Raw genomic sequence first — 17,710 nt, forward strand, 5'->3', positions numbered from 1 at the left:
GGTTCCCGGGTGCCGGGCGGGCGGACGGAGTCGTCCGCCCGCCCGGCACCGGCTCACACCTCCACCAGCACCTTGCCCCGGTTGGCCTCCCGGTCCAGGTAGAGGCTCCGGTAGGCCTGCGGAATCGCGTCGAAGCCCTTGTGCACGGTCTGGTGGTAGCGGATCTCCCCGCCGGCGACCAGCCCGCCCAGCTCCCGGTGCATCTGCGCCAACAGCGGCTCGGTGAACCACTCCTGGGCGAAGATCCCGCGGATCGTGGTGCGCGGGAACATGATGTACGGCAGCAGCCGCGGCCCGGTCAGCTCACCGTTCACGGTGGTCGCCCACTGCCAGCAGACCGCCACCCGGCTGTCCACGTTCAGCATGGTGAACACCGCGTCCGTGACGGTCCCGCCGAGGTTGTCGAAGTACCGGTCGACGCCGTCCGGGGCGGCGAGCAGCAGCGCCTGCCGGGCCTTCTCCGCGTCGTCGCCCTGCGAGTAGAGCACCACCTCGTCGAAGCCCAGCTCGCGCAGGTACTCGGCCTTGCCCGGCGAGCCGGTGGTGCCGACCACCCGGCCGGCGCCGGCCCGCTTCGCCAACTGGGCCACCAGGGTGCCGATCGAGCCGGACGCGCCGCTGACCACCACGGTGTCGCCGGGGCGGACCTCCAGGAAGCGGGTGAGCGTGCCCCAGGCGGTCATCCCGGGCGCGCCCATGATGCCGAGGGCGGTGGACAGCGGCAGCCGCTCGTCGTACCAGGACGGGTCCAGCCGGCGGTAGGCCGGGAAGACCATCGGGAAGATGCCGGTGGTCCACAGCTCCTCGGCGCCGTTGTGGACGACATGGGTGCGCCAGCCGCCGAAGCCCTGCACCAGGTCACCGACCGCGAACGCCGCCTCCGGCCCGGCCTCGACCACCTCCATGATCGAGTCGGCGCCCATGTGGTGGCCGACCGGGGTCTCCAGCGCCAGCCCGTTCTGGTACGGGTCCACCGAGACGTACCTGGTCCGGAACAGCATCTCGTCCGGCCGCAGGTCGATCTCGACGTCCTCCACGACCTTCTCGTAGATCCGGTTGACATCGGGCACACCGTCCAGGTGCTCCCGGACCACCCACTTCTCGATCCTCATGCCAGGGCTCCCGTCTCCACGTTCTCGCTGTCCTCGGTCCGTGCCGCCTTCCCGACGCCCGCCGGCACCGTCCGCCGGGCCGGCTCGGCGGACCGGCCCACCGGGATGACCAGGTGCGTCGGCGGCGGCGCGGTGCGGTCGATCTCGGCGGTGAACTCCAGCCCGTCGTCCCGGCAGATGAACTGCATGACGTGCCGCCCGGCGGCGGCCGCCCTGATCAGCCCGCCGATGGTCGCCCAGACCCCGGAGAGGTAGAAGTTCGAGAGCCCGGGCAGCACCGGACCGCTCTTCTTGATCTCCTCCTCCACCGTCTCGGCCCCCTCCACGAAGGGGTTCCAGCCGGGGAAGGTGCCGTCGTAGACGCCGGTGTAGCGGACCTGGGTGAGCGGGGTGGACACGTCGGCGACGGCCACCGCGTCCTTGAAGCCGGGGAAGCGCTCGTCCAGGAAGCCGACGATGCCGTTGCGGACCCGCCGCTTGGCCGCCATGTACTCCCGGCCGTGCTTGACCGGCAGGGTGTGCAGCTCCTCACCGCGCCGGATCCGGGAGGACTGCTCGGGGCCCTCGTGCAGTGCCCGCCAGGGGCCGATGTCCGAGAAGTACGTCGCGAACACCACGGTCGAGTCGGCCGGTGCCAGCTCCGGGTAGTGCCTGGTGCGGAACTGGACGTTCATCGACGGGCACCGGATCCCGGTCAGCTGGGCCGCCTCGCGCTCGCCCAGCAGGTAGGTGGTGCACGGGTCGCCCGCCGGGAAGGGCTTGCGCAGGCCCAGGAAGAGCGCCACGTAGCCGGGCGACAGCTGACCGGGCTCGTCGATCAGCGAGGTGTAGAGCCGGCGGTAGGTGTCGTTGAGGTACTGGCCCTTGAGCAGCTTCATCACCGTGGTGTGGCCGTCGGCGGCGGACACCACGATGTCGGCCCGGTACTCGCGGCCGTCGCTGAGCCGCACGCCCACCGCGCGGTCCCGCTCGACCAGGATCTCCTCGACCTTGGCGTTGTAGGTGATCTCGCCGCCGAGCCCGCGGTAGCGCTCCTCGATCGACCGGGCCAGCGCCAGCGAACCGCCCTCCGGCACCCCGGCGGCGCGGTTGGCGTGCGAGGCCAGCTGGAAGTAGAACGGCAGCACCGGGAAGGCCGGGTGCTTCTCGTAGAGGATGAAGTTGAACGCCTCGCGCAGCAGCGGGTCACGGAAGCGCTGCGAGAAGTCCGTCATCAGCACCGCGATCGACTTGCGGATGGTGTTGAAGTACGGCGTGAAGGAGGCCAGCATCCGCCAGCGCTCCAGCCGGCCCATCAGCCCGACCGGCTTGAGGAAGGGGTAGGCCGCGAGCGCCTTGCGGAAGGTCCGGATGCCCGCGCAGAACTCCCGGATCGGCACCGCGTCGGCCGGCGAGAGGCCGAGCAGGTGTGCCTCCAGCCGGTCCGGGTCGGAGTAGAAGTAGACCGCCCGGCCGTCCCGGCTCCGGACGATGTTGAACACGTCGAAGTGCCGCATCTCCTTGCCCTGGAGCGCGCCCAGTTCGAGCCAGATCTGGTACATCTCGTTGCCCGGGCCGTTGCCGAGCAGCCAGCTGATGCACCAGTCGAAGGTGAAGTCGCTGCGGTCCCAGCCGGTGCAGGAGCCGCCGGGGATCTCGTGCATCTCGAAGATCCTGGTGCGGTAGCCGTTCATCCGGGCGTAGCACCCGGTGGACAGGCCGCCGAGCCCGCCGCCGACGATGATCATCGACTCCCGCCGGCGCGCGGTGTCTGTCTGCCGTGCCATTCCTGGCCTTCCTCGTCGTCCTTGCCTAGCCGTTGCCGTGGTGCGGTGCGCGTTGCCGTGGTTCGGTGTGCGTTGCCGTGCCTTGCCTTGCTGTGGTGTGGCGTCAGTAGGGCCGGCGGCCGCTCACCAGGTGATCGGGAGCGCCTGGAGGCCGTTCACCATGGCGTCCTCCTTCCAGCGCAGTTCACGCTCGGGGACGGCCAGCCGCAGCCCCGGCAGCCGGGTCAGCACCCGCTCGATCGCCACCTGGAGCTCCAGCCGGGCGAGGTGCGCGCCGATGCAGTAGTGCACACCGTGGCCGAAGCCGATGTGCGGGTTGGCCGGCCGGTCCAGCACCAGCCGCTCCGGCTCCTCGAACACCTCCGGGTCCCGGTTGGCGGCGGCGGTGGCGATCATCACCGCCTCGCCGGCCCGGATCACCACCCCGCCCAGCTCGACGTCCGCGGTGGCGTACCGCGGCAGGCTGAAGCCGGTGAGCAGCGGCACGTAGCGCATCAGCTCCTCGACGGCTTTGGGGATCGCCTCGGGACGCTCCCGCAGCCGCGCCGACTCCCCCGGGTTCACCAGCAGTTGGTGGAAGAAGTTGCCGATCTGGTTGGTGGTGGAGACGAACCCGGCGATCAGCAGGTCGCAGGCGATGGAGAGCAGTTCCTCCTCGCTGATCAGCCGCTGCTCCCGGCAGGCCCGGACCAGCGTGGTCAGCAGGTCCGGACCGGGCTCGCGGCCGCGCAGCTCCAGCACCCCGGCCATGTAGTCGATGAACGCCTGCCCGTCGACGGCCAGCACCTCGCCGGGGGTGACGGCGGACAGCACCGTCTCCGCCCAGCGCCAGAGCATCCGGTGGTCCTCGGCCGGGATGCCGAGCACCTCGCAGATGATCGTGGTCGGCATCGGGATCGCGAAGTCCTCGACCAGCTCCGCCGGTTGCCCCTTGGCGAGGATGCCGTCGAGCAGCTCGTCGGCCAACTGCCCGGCCCGTACGCGCAGCCCCTCGACCCGGCGGGCGCTGAACTCCTTGGCCACCAGCGAGCGCAGCCGGGTGTGTTCGGGCGGCTCGGTGGAGAACAGGCCGGCGCCGGTGCGGGCCACCGGGCGCATCCGCGGCTGGTCCTCGCCCATCGCGGCGGCCAGGCTGAACCGCGGGTCACCGAGCACCGTCCGGACGTCCTCGTAGCGGGTGACCAGCCAGGCGCCGTCGCCGTACGGCATCCGGATCCTGACCAGCGGCTGCTCGCGCAACTCGGCGTAGCGGGGGTCGAGTTCGAGGCCGTTCGGCTCGAAGGGGTAGGTCAGCGGCGGGTGCTGGCGGAGCATGGGCGGATCCGTCTCTCGTGCGGGGGCGGGCAGGCTCGGGGCGCGGCCCCGGACCGTGTCAGGACGCATGGGGGGCGGCTCCGGTGAGGATCGACCGGGCGAGCCCGGCGTTGTGGGCGATGAACTCGCGGTCGAGCATCTCGGCGTGCGGGCCGAAGCCCCGGAAGACCGCCGTCCGGGTGGCCGAACTGCCGTGCCAGGCGCCGTGCTGCCCGGCCTCGTACAGCGCCACCTTCTCGTCGTCGGAGATCACGCTGAGCGCGGCCGTGACCACCCCGAGGTTGGGCGTGCGGCTGCAGAACCGCAGGTAGTCCCGGGCCTGTTCACGGGTCTCCTGGGCGACCGCGGCCGAGCCGGTGTGCCGCTGGAGGTGCTCGGCCAGTTCCCGTTCGAAGGCCTGGAGGTGCTCGTCGCCGAGGTCGAAGGACTCCGGGATGCGGTGCGAGTCCATGATCACCACATTGGGCACCGCCCGGCCGCGCCGCTCCAGCTCCTTGGCCACCTCGAAGGCGAGGTTGCCGCCGAGCGAGTAGCCGAGCAGGGCGCACGGGCCCTCCGGCTGGAGCGCCTCGACGAGGTCGGCGTACCGGTCGACCTTGTCGTCGCCGCTCACGTAGTTGAAGGCGACCATCCGGTACTCCGGGAGGTGCGCCGCGAACTGCCGGTACACCAGCCCGTGGCCGCCGGCCGGCGGGAAGCAGAACAGCGTCTGCTGCTGCTCCTGGTTGAACCAGAGGTACGGCTGGGCGCCCTCGATCCGGCCGGTGATGATGTGCTCGACGGTCTTCGCCATCCCGTGCAGGGTGGTGACCTTGAAGAGCCGGCTGACCGGGATGCTGATGTTGAACTCGGCCTGCAACCCGTGGATCAGCTCGATCAGCTTGATCGAGGAGCCGCCCGACTCGAAGAAGTCGTGCTGGAGGCCGGGTTCCTCGATGCCGAGCAGCGCGCGCCAGTGCTCGGCCATCCGGACCTCGTAGAGGGTGACCGGCGGCTCGGCGGCCTCCACACCGTCCGTGCGGGGAGCGGGCAGCGCGGCCGTGTCCACCTTGCCGTTGGCGGTGAGCGGCAGCGCGGACAGCTCGACGAAGTGGGTCGGGATCATGAAGGTCGGCAGGTACCCGGCCAGGTGGCGGCGCAGTTCGCGGTGGTCGAAGACCTGCCCGGCGGCCGGCACGCAGTAGGCGCAGAGCACCTGCTCGCCGTCGCGGTCCGGCCAGACGGTGACCACCGCCCGCTCCAGTGCGGGCCAGTCGGCGAGCTGGGTCTCGATCTCGCCCAGCTCGATCCGGTGGCCGCGGACCTTGATCTGCGAGTCGGCCCGGCCGAGCAGGTGTACCCCGCCGTCGGCGTCCCAGCGGGCGAGGTCGCCGGTGCGGTAGAGCCGGACGGGTTGCGTGCCGCCGTCGCCGTCGTCGCCGCCGAGCGGCAGGGTGGCGAACCGGCGGGCGGTCTGCTCCTCGTCGCCGAGGTAGCCGAGCGCGACGCCGGAGCCGCCGATCCACAGCTCACCGGTGACGCCGGGCGGCACGGGGCGGCCCTGGCCGTCGAGCAGGTAGAAGGCGCTGTTGGGGAACGGCCGCCCGATCGGGACCATCCGGCCGGGCTCCAGGCCGTCCGCCGAACCCTCGAAGTACGCGCTGTCGATGGTGGTCTCGGTCAGGCCGTAGGAGTTGACCAGCCGGGTGCGGGGCCCACAGAGGGCGCCCAGCCGCTGGTACTCCTCGACCTTCCAGACGTCCGAGCCGACCACCAGCAGCCGCATGAACGCCAGGTCCCGGCCGGTGCGTTCGCAGTGGTCCAGGACGGTGCGGACCACCGCGGGGACGAACTCGGCGGCGTCCACCCGCTCGGTGCGCATCACCTCGTACAGCCGGGCGGTGTTGAACAGCAGCTCCCGGCCGATCAGCACCAGGGCGCCGCCCGAGCAGAGCGCGCGGACCACGTCACCGGTGAAGACGTCGAAGGACGGACTGGCCATCTGGAGGTGCACCCGGACGTCGGTGTCCAGCCGGTACTCGGCGTGCCAGGCCCGGTACGCCGAGGCGAGGTTGCCGTGGGAGACCCGCACCGCCTTGGGCCGGCCGGTCGAGCCCGAGGTGTAGATGACGTACGCCGGGTCGTCGTGGCCCACCACCGCGTCGGCGTCGGTGAACCCGCCTTCGCGCCGGCCGGGTTCGGCGGGTGCGTCGAGTTCGGCGGTGGTGACCAGCCGGGTGGGCAGCCCGCCGAGGCGCTCGGTGTCGTCGCCGACCAGCAGGGCGGCGCCCGCGTGCCCCACCATGTACGCCAGCCGGTCCACCGGGTGGGCCGGGTCCAGCGGGAGGTAGGCGGCGCCGGTGCGGAGCACCGCGAGCAGGGCCGTGATCAGCTCCGGCGACTTCGGCAGGCAGAGCGCCACCACGGTGCCCGGTCCGGCGCCCAGCGCGCGCAGCCGGGCAGCGGCCCGCCGGGAGCGCTCGGCCAGCTCGCCGTAGCTCAGCCGGGCGGTCGGGCCGGACTCGGCGGGCGCCGCCACCGCGGGTGCCGCCGGGTCGGCCGCCGCCGCGCGCAGCACCAGTTCGTGCACCGGCTCGGGGAAGGGCACCCGGCGATCGGCGCCGCTCCACTGCCGGAGCACCACGGCGCGCTCCTCGCGGCCGAGCAGTTCCAGGCCGGTGGCGGCCCGCTCCGGGGCGGCCGTGGTCAGCGCCTCGACCAGGTTGACGTAGTGGCCGGCCATCCGGGCCATCGTCGCGGGCAGGAAGAGGTCGGTGTTGTACTTGAAGACGCAGTGGAAGCGGTGCTCGGCCTCGTCCTCGTAGGCGGACAGAGTGAGGTCGAACTGGCCTTCCTCCTCGGGGAGTTCGATGTACTCCAGGTGGTAGCCGTACTTCTCGGTGGCCACCTTGTGGTGGAGCAGGATGAACATCGCCTGGAAGACCGCCGAGCGGCTCGGGTCGTGCTGCAGCCCGAGCTTCTCCACCAGCAGCACGAACGGGTACTCCTGGTGGTCGAGCCCGCCGAGCACCGTGGTCCGCACCCGGTCCAGCAGCTCCGCGACGGTCGGCGCGCCGGCCAGCGAGACGTGCAGCGGCAGCGGGTTGACGAAGTAGCCGTAGACGCCGGCGAACTCCTCGTCGGTGCGGCCGGTCACCGGGCTGCCGACGATGATGTCGTCCTGGCCGGCGTAGGCGTGCAGCAGCAGGTAGTAGGCGCTGAGCAGCACCATGAAGACGGTGACGTTGTGCTCGCGGGCCAGCGCGTGCACCCGGGCGCTGAGCTCCTCGTCCAGGACGAAGAACTCGGAGGCGCCGTTGTGGGTCTGCACCGCCGGACGCGGCTTGTCGGTGGGCAGGCTGAGCACCGGCACCTCGGCGGGGAGGTGGGAGCGCCAGTACTCCAGCATCCTCGGCGCCTCGCGGCCGGCCAGGAAGGCGTTCTGCCGGTTGAGGAAGTCCAGGTAGCGGGCGGCCACCGGGGGCAGTTCGGGCGCCCGGCCGCGGCGCAGGCCCTCGTAGACGGCGAGCAGTTCCTCGATGAAGGTGAAGGTGGAGATCGCGTCCGAGATGATGTGGTGGACGGCCTTCATGATCACCCAACGGGCCGGTCCGCGCCGGAACAGCCGGAACCGCACCAGCGGGTCGCGCTCCAGGTCGTACGGCTTGCGGTACTCGCGGACGATCATCGCGTGGATGTCGTCCCAGGCCAGGCCCTCGACGTCGAAGACGCCGAAGTCCGGCTCCACGGCGGTGGAGATCCGCTGCACGGCCCGGCCGCCGTCCAGCACGAAGTTGGCCCGCAGGCTGGGGTGGCGCTCGACCATGGTCCGGAAGGCCAGGGCCATCAGCTCGGGCTCCAGCTCCACCCGGACCTCGACGGCGCCGCCGATGTTGTAGGCGAAGCCGTCCGGGTTGAGCTGCTTGAGGAACCAGAGCGCCTTCTGGTTCTGGGTCAGCGGGTGGGCCGACTCGTCCTCGTAGCGCTCGACCTCGGTCGCGCCGGCGCCGTCCGGGTCCTCGTCCAGCAGCTCGGCCAGCGACTCGTGCAGCCGGGCGGCCAGCTCGGCCACCGGGGTGTTGCCGAGCAGCGCCACCACCGGGAGGGTGACGCCGAGTTCGGCGCTCAGCCGGGCCCGCAGCTCCATCGCGAGCAGCGAGTCCAGGCCGAGGACGCCGAGGCCGGCCGCGGGGTCGATCTGCTCGACCGGCACCCGCAGCACGGTTCCGGCCAGCGCGGTGAACCGCCCGGTGAGCAGCCCCCGCCGCTCCTCCTCGCCGGCCGCCCGCAGCGCGTCCAGCAGGCCGGTCTGCCCGGCGGCCGGAGCGGACTCCCGGGCAGCCACGGCGAGTTCGGTGACCAGCGGCGGCGGCGCCGGGTACCAGGAGAGGAACACCGGCCAGTCGACGACGGTGGCGACCAGCAGTTGGGCGCGGTCCTGGCCGAGCACCCGCTCCAGCACGGCCATCCCGCTCTCCGGGGCGAGCGAGCTCATGCCCCGGCTGTGCCGATAGTGATCGATGAGGCCGAGTTCCTCGATCATGCCGGTGGCCCAGGGCCCCCAGTCGAGGCTGAGCGCGGGCAGGCCGAGGGCGCGGCGGTGGTGGGCCAGGGCGTCCAGGAAGGCGTTGCCGGCGGCGTAGTTGGTCTGTCCGGCGGTGGTCAGCAGCGAGGCGATCGAGGCGAACAGCACGAAGTGGTCGAGCGGTTCGCCGGCCAACTGCCGGTGCAGGGCGAAGGCGCCGAGCACCTTGGGGCCGTGGACGGTCTCGAAGGTCGACCGGTCCAGCTCGCCCACCAGGGTGTCCCTGACCTGTCCGGCGAGGTGGAAGACGCCCCTGATCGGCGGCCGGTCCAGCCGCCGGTACTCGGCCAGCCAGGCGGCCAGCGCGGCCTCGTCGGTGACGTCCAGCGGCGCCGGGACCGGCTCGGCGCCGAGCGCCTCCAGCTCGCGCAGGAACGCCGTCCGCTGCCCGGCCGGGCTCGCCGGGTCGAGGTCGCGCCACTGCTCGCGCGGCGGCAGCGGGCTGCGGCCGACCAGGATCAGCCGGCGCGCCCCGCGCTTCACCAGGGTGCGGCAGAGCAGCCGCCCGAGCGCTCCGAACGCCCCGGTCACCAGGTACGCCGCGTCCGCGCGCAGCCGTGGCGCGAGCGGGCGGCTCAGCCCCTCGGCCGTCCGCAGCCGGCAGGTCAGCCGGCGCCCGGAACGCAGGGCGATCTCGTCCTCGTCCGCGAGCGCGAACTCCCGCAGCAGGGCCTCGGCCTCTGCGGCCGTGGTCGCCGCGGCACTGGTCGCCGCGGCCCCGGTCTCCGCTTCCTCGCCGAGGTCGATCAGCTTGCCCTGGTGGGAGGGGAGTTCCTGGTGGCGCAGCACGCGGGTGATGCCCCAGGCGGGGGCGGCGAGCGGTTCGACGAGCTCACCCGGGGCGGTGGGCTGCGCGGAGCGGGTCACCACGTGCAGCCGGCAGTCGGGGAGTTCGGCGGCCAGCAGGGCGGCCAGCGCGACCAGGCTGTAGGCGCCCGTGTCGGTGTGACCGGCGACTGTGGCGTGGTCGGCCCCGGCCAGCCGGGGCCGGTCGAGGTTCCACAGGTGGACCACGGCGGCCGGGTCGGGGAGGCCCGCGGCCCTGCGGTCGGCGAGCAGCCGGGCGAGGTCGTCCCCCGAGCCGGGGTCGACGGTGGCCGGGCGGTCGCCGTCGGCGGACCGGTAGCCGGGGCCGGGGCGGACCAGCAGGCAGTCACCGCCGCGCTCGGCGATCCGCGCGGCCAGCGCCTCGGCGACGCCGCCCCGGTCGGCCAACAGCAGCCACCGGTCGGGGTGTTCGGCCAGCAGGTCGGGGGTGTCGGCGGCGGCCGGCAGCTCCGTCCAGGCGGGTTCGGCGAGCCAGCCGTCGATGGTGCCGAGGCCGACGGCGGTGGCCGCCTGCTCGACGTCGGCGGCCCGGAAGCCGGTGATCCCGCCGAGCGGCGCACCGTGCTCGTCGTGCACCGCGAGGTCGCCGACGAGTTCGCTGCCGGCGTCCCGGGTGACGGTGGCGTGCACCCAGAGCGGGCGCTCGCCGACCGCCTCCAGCCGGACCTCCGCGATCGCCACCGGCAGCCGGATGCCCGCGACCTCGGGGCGGCCGTCCAGTAGCTGGGGCGTCAGCAGGGTCTGGAAGAAGGCGTCCATCACCACCGGGTGCACCTGGTGGTGCGCGCCCTGCCCGGCGACCGCCGCCGTCGGACGGATCCTGGCCAGCGCCTCGCCGGGCCCGATCCAGACCTCCTCGATGCCCTGGAAGGCGGGGCCGTAGTGGTAGCCCAGCGCGGCGAGTTCGGCGTAGCACTCCGGTCCGGCGAGCCGGCGCCGGGCCCGCCCGCGCACCGCCTCGACGTCCAGTGGCCGGCCGGGCCGGCGGCGCTGGGCGGGGCGGACGGTGCCGACCGTGTGCACGGTGCGCTCGGCGCCCTCGCCGGTGGCCACGGTGAACGAGCCGTGCTCGGCGGCGAGGGTCAGCCGGACGGCGCGGCTCTCCTCGTCCGGCAGGAACAGCGCCTTGCGCAGCTCGATGTCGGCCAGCGCGGCGTCCGTCCCTCCGGTCAGCGCGCGGACCGCCTGGACGGCCATCTCCAGGTAGCCGGCGGCCGGGAACAGCACGTCGCCCTGGATCCGGTGGTCCTCCAGGTAGGGCAGGGCCTCGGCGTCCAGCCGGGCCTCCCAGGCCGGTTCGGCCCCGGGCAGCCGGCGGCCGAGCAGCGGGTGGTCGAGCCGCCCGCGCCGGACCTGCTCCACCGACGGCGGCTCCACCCAGTGCCGGTCGCGCCGGAACGGGTAGCGCGGCAGCGGGACGATCCGCCCGGCGGGCTGGAGCACCGACCAGTCGACCGCGACGCCGAGGTTGTGCAGCGCGGCCAGCGAGGCGGTGAAGACGGCCCGCTCGTCCTCCTCGCGGCGGATCGAGGGCAGGGTCCGTACCTCGGGCCGGTCCGCCGTGCCCGGGTGGGCCTCGACGGTCTCCTGGATCGAGCGGCCGAGCACCGGGTGCGGGCCGATCTCCAGGAACAGCCCGTAGCCGTCGTCGGCCAGCCGCTCCACGGCCTGCCGGAAGCGCACGCTGTCGCGGACGTTCTGCCACCAGTACCCGGCGTCGAGTTCGGTGCCGTGTGCGGTGCCCTCGCGCCCGGTGAGGTAGAGCGGGACCTGCGCCGGGCGGGCCTTGAGGTCGGCCAGCGACTCCAGCAGCTCGTCCTTGATCAGCTCCATCCGGGCGCTGTGGTACGGGACTTCGACGGTCAGCGGCCGGGCGAAGACCTGCTCGGCGGTGAGCGCGGCGGCGAGTTCGGCCAGCGCCACCTCATCCCCCGCGAGGGTGAGCGAGCCCGGGCTGTTGACGGCGGCGACGGAGACGGCGTCCCCGTACGGGCGGAGCCGGCGCAGCGCCTCGGCCTCGGTGAGCGCGACCGCGAGCATGCCGCCGGTACCGGCGAGCCGCTGCTGGAGGCGGCTGCGGTGGACCACCACCTTGACCGCGTCGGCCAGGTCGTAGACGCCGGCCTCGTGGAAGGCGGCCACCTCGCCGGTGGAGTGGCCGACGATCGCGTCCGGCCGTACGCCCCGGCTGCGCCAGAGGGCGGCGAGGCCGATCTGGACGGCGAAGTTGGCGGGCTGGGCGAGCCAGGTCTCAGCCATCCTGGACGCCGCCTCGTCGGCGGCGAGTTCATCGGTCAGCGACCAGCCGGTGAGGTCGGCGAGGTGCTCGGCGCACTGCTCGACGGCCTCCCGGTAGACGGGCTCGGTGGCGAACAGCTGACGGCCCATCGCCCACCACTGCGGGCCCATGCCGGTGAAGACCCAGGCCAGCCGGCGGTGCCGGGCCTCCCGGCGGTGGCCGGTGAGGACCCGGGGGTGCGGCTCGCCGCGCAGATGGGCGGTGAGCGCCTCGTCCAGGGAGGCGCGGGCGGCGTGCTCGCGGGCGTCGTAGACGATCGAGAGCCGGGCGTCGTGGTGCTGGCGGCGGTGCGCCAGGGTGTGGCCGAGATCGGCCGGACGGGCCGGACGGCCGCCGCGGACACCGGCCAGTTCGGCCTGGACGCCGGCGGCCAGTTCGGGCAGTGCGGCGGCCTCCCTGGCGGTGAGCGGCAGCACCGTCCAGGCGGGCAGGTCGGCGGCCGGCTCGGGGTCGTGGCCGGTGTCGAGGGCCCGGTCGGCACCGGGCCCGGGCTCCGGCGCGGCCTCCAGCAGGACGTGCGCGTTGGTGCCGCCGAAGCCGAAGGAGTTGACCCCGGCGCGGGCCGGTCCCTCGTGGGCCGGCCAGGGCGTCGGCTCGGTGGGGATCTCGTACGGCAGGGTGGCCGGGTCGATCGCCGGGTTGAGCGTCTCCAGGTTGATGTGCGGCGGGATGGTCCGGTGCTTGAGGGCGAGCGCGGACTTGATCAGGCCGGCCAGGCCGGAGGCGGACTCGGTGTGCCCGATGTTGGTCTTGACCGAACCGACGTAGCAGGCGTCGCCGGGACGGCGGCCCACCGCGAGCGCCCGGGCCAGCGCGTTCGCCTCGATCGGGTCGCCGACCGGGGTGGAGGTGCCGTGCGCCTCGACGTACTGGAGGCTGCCCGGGGTGGTCCCGGCCTCGGCGCAGACCCGTTCGATCAGCGCGACCTGGGCGTCCGGGTTGGGCACGGTGATGCCGTTGGTGCGGCCGTCCTGGTTGACGCCGCTGCCGATGACGACGGCGTGCACCGGGTCGCCGTCGCGCAGGGCGTCGGAGAGCCGCTTGAGCGCGACCACGGCGACGCCCTCGGCCCGGACGTAGCCGTCGGCGGCGGCGTCGAAGGTGCGCGAGCGGCCCTGCGGGGAGAGGAAGCCGCCCTTGGTCTCGGCGATCGTGTACTGCGGGGCGATGTGCAGCAGGGTGCCGCCGGCCAGTGCCAGATCGGTCTCGCCGCGTTGCAGGCTCTGTGCGGCGAGGTGGACGGCGACCAGGGAGGAGGAGCAGGCGGTGTCGATGGAGACGCTGGGGCCGCGGAAGTCGAAGCAGTGCGAGATGCGGTTCGACACCATCGTCATCATGGTGCCGGTGGCGGTGTGCGCGGCGAGCGTCTCGAAGGACAGGTCGGAGAACTGGACGATCTTGTAGTCCAGGGTGAACGCGCCGACGTAGACCCCGACCTCGCGGCCGGCCAGCTCGGCCGGCTTCTGTCCGCCGTCCTCCAGCGCCTCCCAGGCGACCTCCAGCAGTTTCCGCTGCTGCGGGTCCATGTGATCGGCCTCGCGTCCGCTGATGCCGAAGAACGCCGGGTCGAACTCGTCGAAGCCGTCGATGTAGCCGCCGCGTCCGCCGACCAGCCGACCGGGCTTGGCCTTGTCGCGGCTGCCGAGGGTGGCGACGTCGTAGCGGTTGCGCGGGGTGGGGGTGATGCAGTCCTTGCCGTCGACCAGGTTCTGCCAGAACGACCGGTGGTCGCAGGCCCCGCCAGGCAGGCGGAGGCCGATCCCGATGATCGCGATCTTCTCCCGCCCGGCGGCGGACGGACCGGCCGGTGCGGGGCGTTCGGAGGGTTCCGGGGAGTTGACGAAGCGGGAATCCGTCATGCGAGTCGAGTCCTTGGGTCGCTGCGTTCGCGCGCGCGGGCGGGTTGTCGGGAGCGTCCGCGCGCGCCGGGGACACGGGCCGGGCGCCGGTTCCGGGCAGGCCGGACACCGGGTCGGCCGAAGGGACGAGCCGGTCGGTGGGAGGGGCGGTCAACGGGGTGCGGTCGGCGGGGTGCGGTCGGCGGGACGGTCAACGGGGGTGCGGAGGGGCGAAGGTGAGGTGGGTGCGTCAGGTCGAGCCGGTCGGGGAGCCCTCGGCCCGGGCGGGGCGGCGCCAGGCCTGGACGTGGCTGGCGAGCACCCGGCCGGTGGCGGGGAAGGCCCCCGGATCGGTCAGCCCCACCGCGGCTGGACGGCGCCCCGGCCGCCAGGTGAAGCTGCCGAAGGCGTGGTCCCACACCGAGAGGTCGGAGCCGTAGTGGCCGGCCTCCGCCAGGTCGGTGCTGTGGTGCAGCCGGTGCTGCTCGGGCCCGGCGAGCACATGGTTGAGCGGGCCGAGCCGGACGTCGATGTTGGCGTGCACGAAGTAGCCCTGGGCGACGACGAACAGGCCCACCACGAACACCGCCGGTTCCGAGAATCCGGCGAGCGCCAGGGAGAACTGGACACAGCCCTGGGTGAGCACGACGTCCAGCAGGTGGTTGACCCCGTTGTTGCCAACGTTCACCTTGTCGGGGACGTGGTGCACCCCGTGCAGCCGCCAGAGCCTCGGATTGGTGTGGCACCAGCGGTGGACCAGGTAGTTGGCCAGTGAGCCGAGCAGCAGCGCGGCCGGGATCTCCGCCCAGAGCGGCAGCACCCCGCGGTCCGGCGCCGCCCAGCCGACGAGGGCGGAAACGGGCACCTGGGACAGGGCCCCGCCGATCGTCGTCAGGACGAAATAGATCCCGTACCAGCCCCACTCGCGCACATTCGGCACCCACTCCGGTTCGTACGGAATCAACTGTTCGAGCAGTGCCATGTACCCGATCGTCCCGAGCAGGAAGAGCTGGCTCGCACGGCCGAGGTCCCAGCGCAGACGCAGGGAAGCGGCCGAGATCGCAACCAGGATGACCAGCAGGAACGGGTACGCGGCATGACGCACAGCGGTTCGAGGCCACTCCCCCACGACGACCCCCTTTGCGGTCCACAGTCGAACGATCACCGAAAGTGTTCGTTCAGATACTAAGGCCGCCCGGAACGCCTGGCGAGGCATTTTCGAGGGGAATCATGGAATTCTCGATTTGTCTGATGATCGCCAGGCGGATAATCCGCCAGGAGTCATTGAGTTCCAGCCATCGACGGGTTTTTACAGCTCATTAGATTAATGAATCATCATTCCGGCGCGCTTGACGCTCCGGACCACCGGCGCCGTCTCCAGCGTGCCGACCCCCTCCAGTGCGCCCAGCCGCTCCGTCAGGTAGGTGTAGAACGCCTCGGCGTCCCGGCAGACCAGCCCGGCCACCAGGTTCGTCGGCCCGGTGGTCGCCGCCACGAAGCCCACCTCCGGTTGGTCCGCCATCGCCCGGCCGATCGCGGCCAGCCGCCCCGGAGCCACCGTCAGCCAGCAGAACGCCTCGATCTCGTAGCCGAGCGGCCGGGGGTCCACGTCCACGTCGAAGAAGAGCAGCCCTCCGGCGCCCAGCGCGGCCAGCCGCCGGCGCACCGTCGCCTCCGGGCTCCCGGTCCGGGCCGCCAGCCCGGCCGACGACGTCCGCCCGTCCACCGCGAGCTCCGCCAGCAGCGCCCGGTCCAGCTCGTCCAGGACCACCGGCACCGCCGGAGCCGCAGGCGTCACCGCCGCGCCGCCCGAGGGAGCGGACCCGGCCGCCGCCGCACGGAGCCGCTCCACCTGCCCGGTGCTCAGCGCCGAGGTCCGCCCGCTCCACGCCACCCGCCCGCCGACATAGGTGCGCAGCAGGTAGTGCGCCGCGACCGACAGCACCCGCGGGGTCCGCGGCAGCCTGCCGAGCAGCAGTTCCTCACGCTCTGGCCGGACCTGCGCCCGGGCGTTGCAGACGATCTCGCCGCCGGACAGCAGGCTCACCCAGGAGGTGTCCGGCCGCCGGGCCAGTGCCTCGGCGATCGACGCCGCGGCGTCCGGCACGCACCGGATCCGGGTGAGCCAGTCGACCTGCCCGAGCAGCCGGGCGCTGGTCCGCCCCACCACCCGCACCACCCCGGCGGCGCGCAGCCGCTGGTAGCGGCGGGCCACCGTCTGGTCGGACACCCCGATCACCTCGGCGATCCGCCGGAACGGCGCCCGGCCGTCCACTTGCAGGGCGTGCAGCAGCGCCCGGTCCACCTCGTCCAGCGTCAGGGTTTCCACCACCGGGATGGTAGGGCGTGTCGAGATCCGCCGGAAATACGCGACCGGGCGGCGCGTAGGCCGCCCGAGGCCCGAAGGTGACGGGGCGTCCGCCGCAGCGGCCGACGCGGAGCGAGGGAGCGGGGACGACGGGGATGCGCAAGTGGGGACCGCTGGTCGCGGTGAGCATCGGGGTGTTCATGCTGCTGACCGACGTCAGCATCGTGATCGTGGCGCTGCCGGACATCGGCACCGGGCTGGACATGGGCTTCGACGGCCTGCAGTGGGTGCTGGACGGCTACGCGCTGGCGCTGGCCGCGCTGCTGCTCGGCCTCGGCGCACTGGCCGACCGGGCGGGCCGGCGAAGGGTGTACACGGCGGGCCTGGCCGTGTTCGCGCTCGCCTCGCTCGCCTGCGGGCTCGCCCCGGACGGCGGCACCCTGGTGGCGGCGCGGATCGTCCAGGCAGTGGGCGGCGCGGCCATGTTCGCCACCGCGATGGCACTGCTCAACCTCGCCTACCGGGGCCGCGACCGGGCGGTGGCGTTCGGCGTCTGGGGCGCCGTCAGCGGCGCGGCCGCCGCCGTCGGGCCGGTGGCCGGCGGTCTGCTCACCGAGTTCCTGGGCTGGCGGTCGGTCTTCCTGGTGAACCTCCCGCTGGCGCTGGCCGGCGGTGTCCTGGCCCGCCGCACGCTGACGGAGTCCCGCGACCCGGCCGCCCGCCGGCTCGACCTGCCCGGCGCCGCGTCCTTCACCGTCGCGGCCGGCGCGGCCGTCCTGGCGCTGATCCGCGGCGGGTCGGACGGCTGGACCTCACCCGCCGTGCTCGGCGCGGGCGCGGCCGCCGCCGTCGCGCTCACCGTCTTCCTGCTGGTCGAACGCCGCAGCCCGGAACCGCTGCTGGACCTCGCGCTGTTCCGCCGCCCGGCCTTCACCGGGGTGCTGCTGTGCGGCGCCGTCTACTCCGCGGCCGCGTTCTCCGCGCTGCCCTACACCTCGCTGTGGCTGCAGTCGGTGCTCGGCCTGGGCCCGATGGCCGCCGGGCTCACCCTGCTGCCGATGAGCGCCACCGCGTTCACCGTCTCCGCGCTGGCGGGCCGTCGGCTGGCCGCCCTGCCGATGGCGGTCCCACTGGCCGGCGGCCTGGCCGTGATCGGCCTGGGCTCGCTGCTCCAGGCCGTGCTGGACGGATCGTCCGGCCGGCCCGCGCTGCTGCCCGGCCTCACGCTGACCGGCCTCGGGGTCGGCGCGGTCAGCCCGATCCTGGCCTCCGGCGCGATGGCGGCCGTCCCGCCGGAGCGCGGCGGCATGGCCGGCGGCGCCCTCAACACCTTCCGCCAGCTCGGCCAGGCCTTCGGCATCGCGGTGTTCGGCCTCGTCCTGCACCGCGGACTGCGCGACGCCCTGGCCGGGCACCCGTACGCCGCCGCCGACCCGGACGCCGCCGCCTCCGCCCTGAGCGCCGGACGCCCCCCGGCCGGCCTGCCCGGGGACCTGCTCCGGACGGCCTTCGCCGGTGCCCTGAACCACACCCTGCTGGCCGCCGGCCTCACCGCCCTGGCGGGCGCCGCCCTGGTCGCGGTCCTGCTGCGCCGCCGCCCGGAGAGCGCCCCCGTCCCGGCCCCCGACCGAGGCCGCACCGCCGCCTCCGAGCTCTGATATGACTGGCGGTCCGCAGCCGG

General features: G+C 73.5%; 7 protein-coding genes. 1 reads left to right on the forward strand and 6 read right to left on the reverse strand.

The window, feature by feature from the left end; translation table 11 throughout:
- Positions 1–53: 53 nt before the first annotated feature.
- The 6 genes from ACFZBX_RS01475 to ACFZBX_RS01500 all read right to left on the reverse strand — a co-directional run bounded on the left by ACFZBX_RS01475 (position 54) and on the right by ACFZBX_RS01500 (position 16,050).
- Positions 54–1,112: an MDR family NADP-dependent oxidoreductase gene (locus ACFZBX_RS01475; RefSeq protein WP_391530724.1), complete on the reverse strand. Its 1,059-nt coding sequence runs from the start codon at positions 1,110–1,112 to the stop codon at positions 54–56.
- Entirely contained in the window at positions 1,109–2,878 is a 1,770-nt protein-coding gene (locus ACFZBX_RS01480) for a phytoene desaturase family protein (protein ID WP_391530726.1), read from the reverse strand. The genes ACFZBX_RS01475 and ACFZBX_RS01480 overlap by 4 nt, the downstream gene beginning before the upstream one ends.
- A gap of 123 nt (positions 2,879–3,001) precedes the next feature.
- Positions 3,002–4,192 carry a cytochrome P450 gene (locus ACFZBX_RS01485; protein WP_391530728.1) on the reverse strand — a complete coding sequence of 397 codons (1,191 nt, stop codon included), beginning with the start codon at positions 4,190–4,192 and terminating at the stop codon, positions 3,002–3,004.
- Positions 4,193–4,250: 58 nt separating this feature from the next.
- A complete protein-coding gene (locus ACFZBX_RS01490; RefSeq protein ID WP_391530730.1) occupies positions 4,251–13,742 on the reverse strand; it encodes an amino acid adenylation domain-containing protein in 9,492 nt (3,163 codons plus the stop codon).
- A 229-nt stretch (positions 13,743–13,971) separates the two neighbouring features.
- The gene (locus tag ACFZBX_RS01495) at positions 13,972–14,937 is read right to left on the reverse strand and encodes a sterol desaturase family protein (RefSeq protein WP_391530732.1); all 966 of its coding nucleotides are present in this window, start codon (positions 14,935–14,937) and stop codon (positions 13,972–13,974) included.
- 108 nt (positions 14,938–15,045) lie between these two features.
- Positions 15,046–16,050 carry an Lrp/AsnC family transcriptional regulator gene (locus ACFZBX_RS01500; RefSeq protein WP_391530733.1) on the reverse strand — a complete coding sequence of 335 codons (1,005 nt, stop codon included), beginning with the start codon at positions 16,048–16,050 and terminating at the stop codon, positions 15,046–15,048.
- 134 nt (positions 16,051–16,184) lie between these two features.
- Here ACFZBX_RS01500 and ACFZBX_RS01505 point away from each other — a divergent pair, with 134 nt between their 5' ends.
- Positions 16,185–17,687, forward strand: coding sequence for an MFS transporter (locus ACFZBX_RS01505; protein ID WP_391530735.1), 1,503 nt, complete (start codon positions 16,185–16,187; stop codon positions 17,685–17,687).
- The last annotated feature ends 23 nt before the right edge of the window (positions 17,688–17,710 follow it).

The sequence above is a fragment of the Kitasatospora sp. NPDC008115 genome (genome assembly GCF_042957205.1).
Classification (GTDB): Bacteria; Actinomycetota; Actinomycetes; order Streptomycetales; family Streptomycetaceae; genus Kitasatospora.

Bases quoted from the DNA above. Each gene is read 5' to 3' on its own strand.
- ACFZBX_RS01495 (WP_391530732.1), bottom strand. From the start codon at position 14,937: ATGCCTCGCCAGGCGTTCCGGGCGGCCTTAGTATCTGAACGAACACTT.
- ACFZBX_RS01505 (WP_391530735.1), top strand. From the start codon at position 16,185: ATGCGCAAGTGGGGACCGCTGGTCGCGGTGAGCATCGGGGTGTTCATG.
- ACFZBX_RS01485 (WP_391530728.1), bottom strand. From the start codon at position 4,192: ATGCTCCGCCAGCACCCGCCGCTGACCTACCCCTTCGAGCCGAACGGC.
- ACFZBX_RS01490 (WP_391530730.1), bottom strand. From the start codon at position 13,742: ATGACGGATTCCCGCTTCGTCAACTCCCCGGAACCCTCCGAACGCCCC.
- ACFZBX_RS01480 (WP_391530726.1), bottom strand. From the start codon at position 2,878: ATGGCACGGCAGACAGACACCGCGCGCCGGCGGGAGTCGATGATCATC.
- ACFZBX_RS01475 (WP_391530724.1), bottom strand. From the start codon at position 1,112: ATGAGGATCGAGAAGTGGGTGGTCCGGGAGCACCTGGACGGTGTGCCC.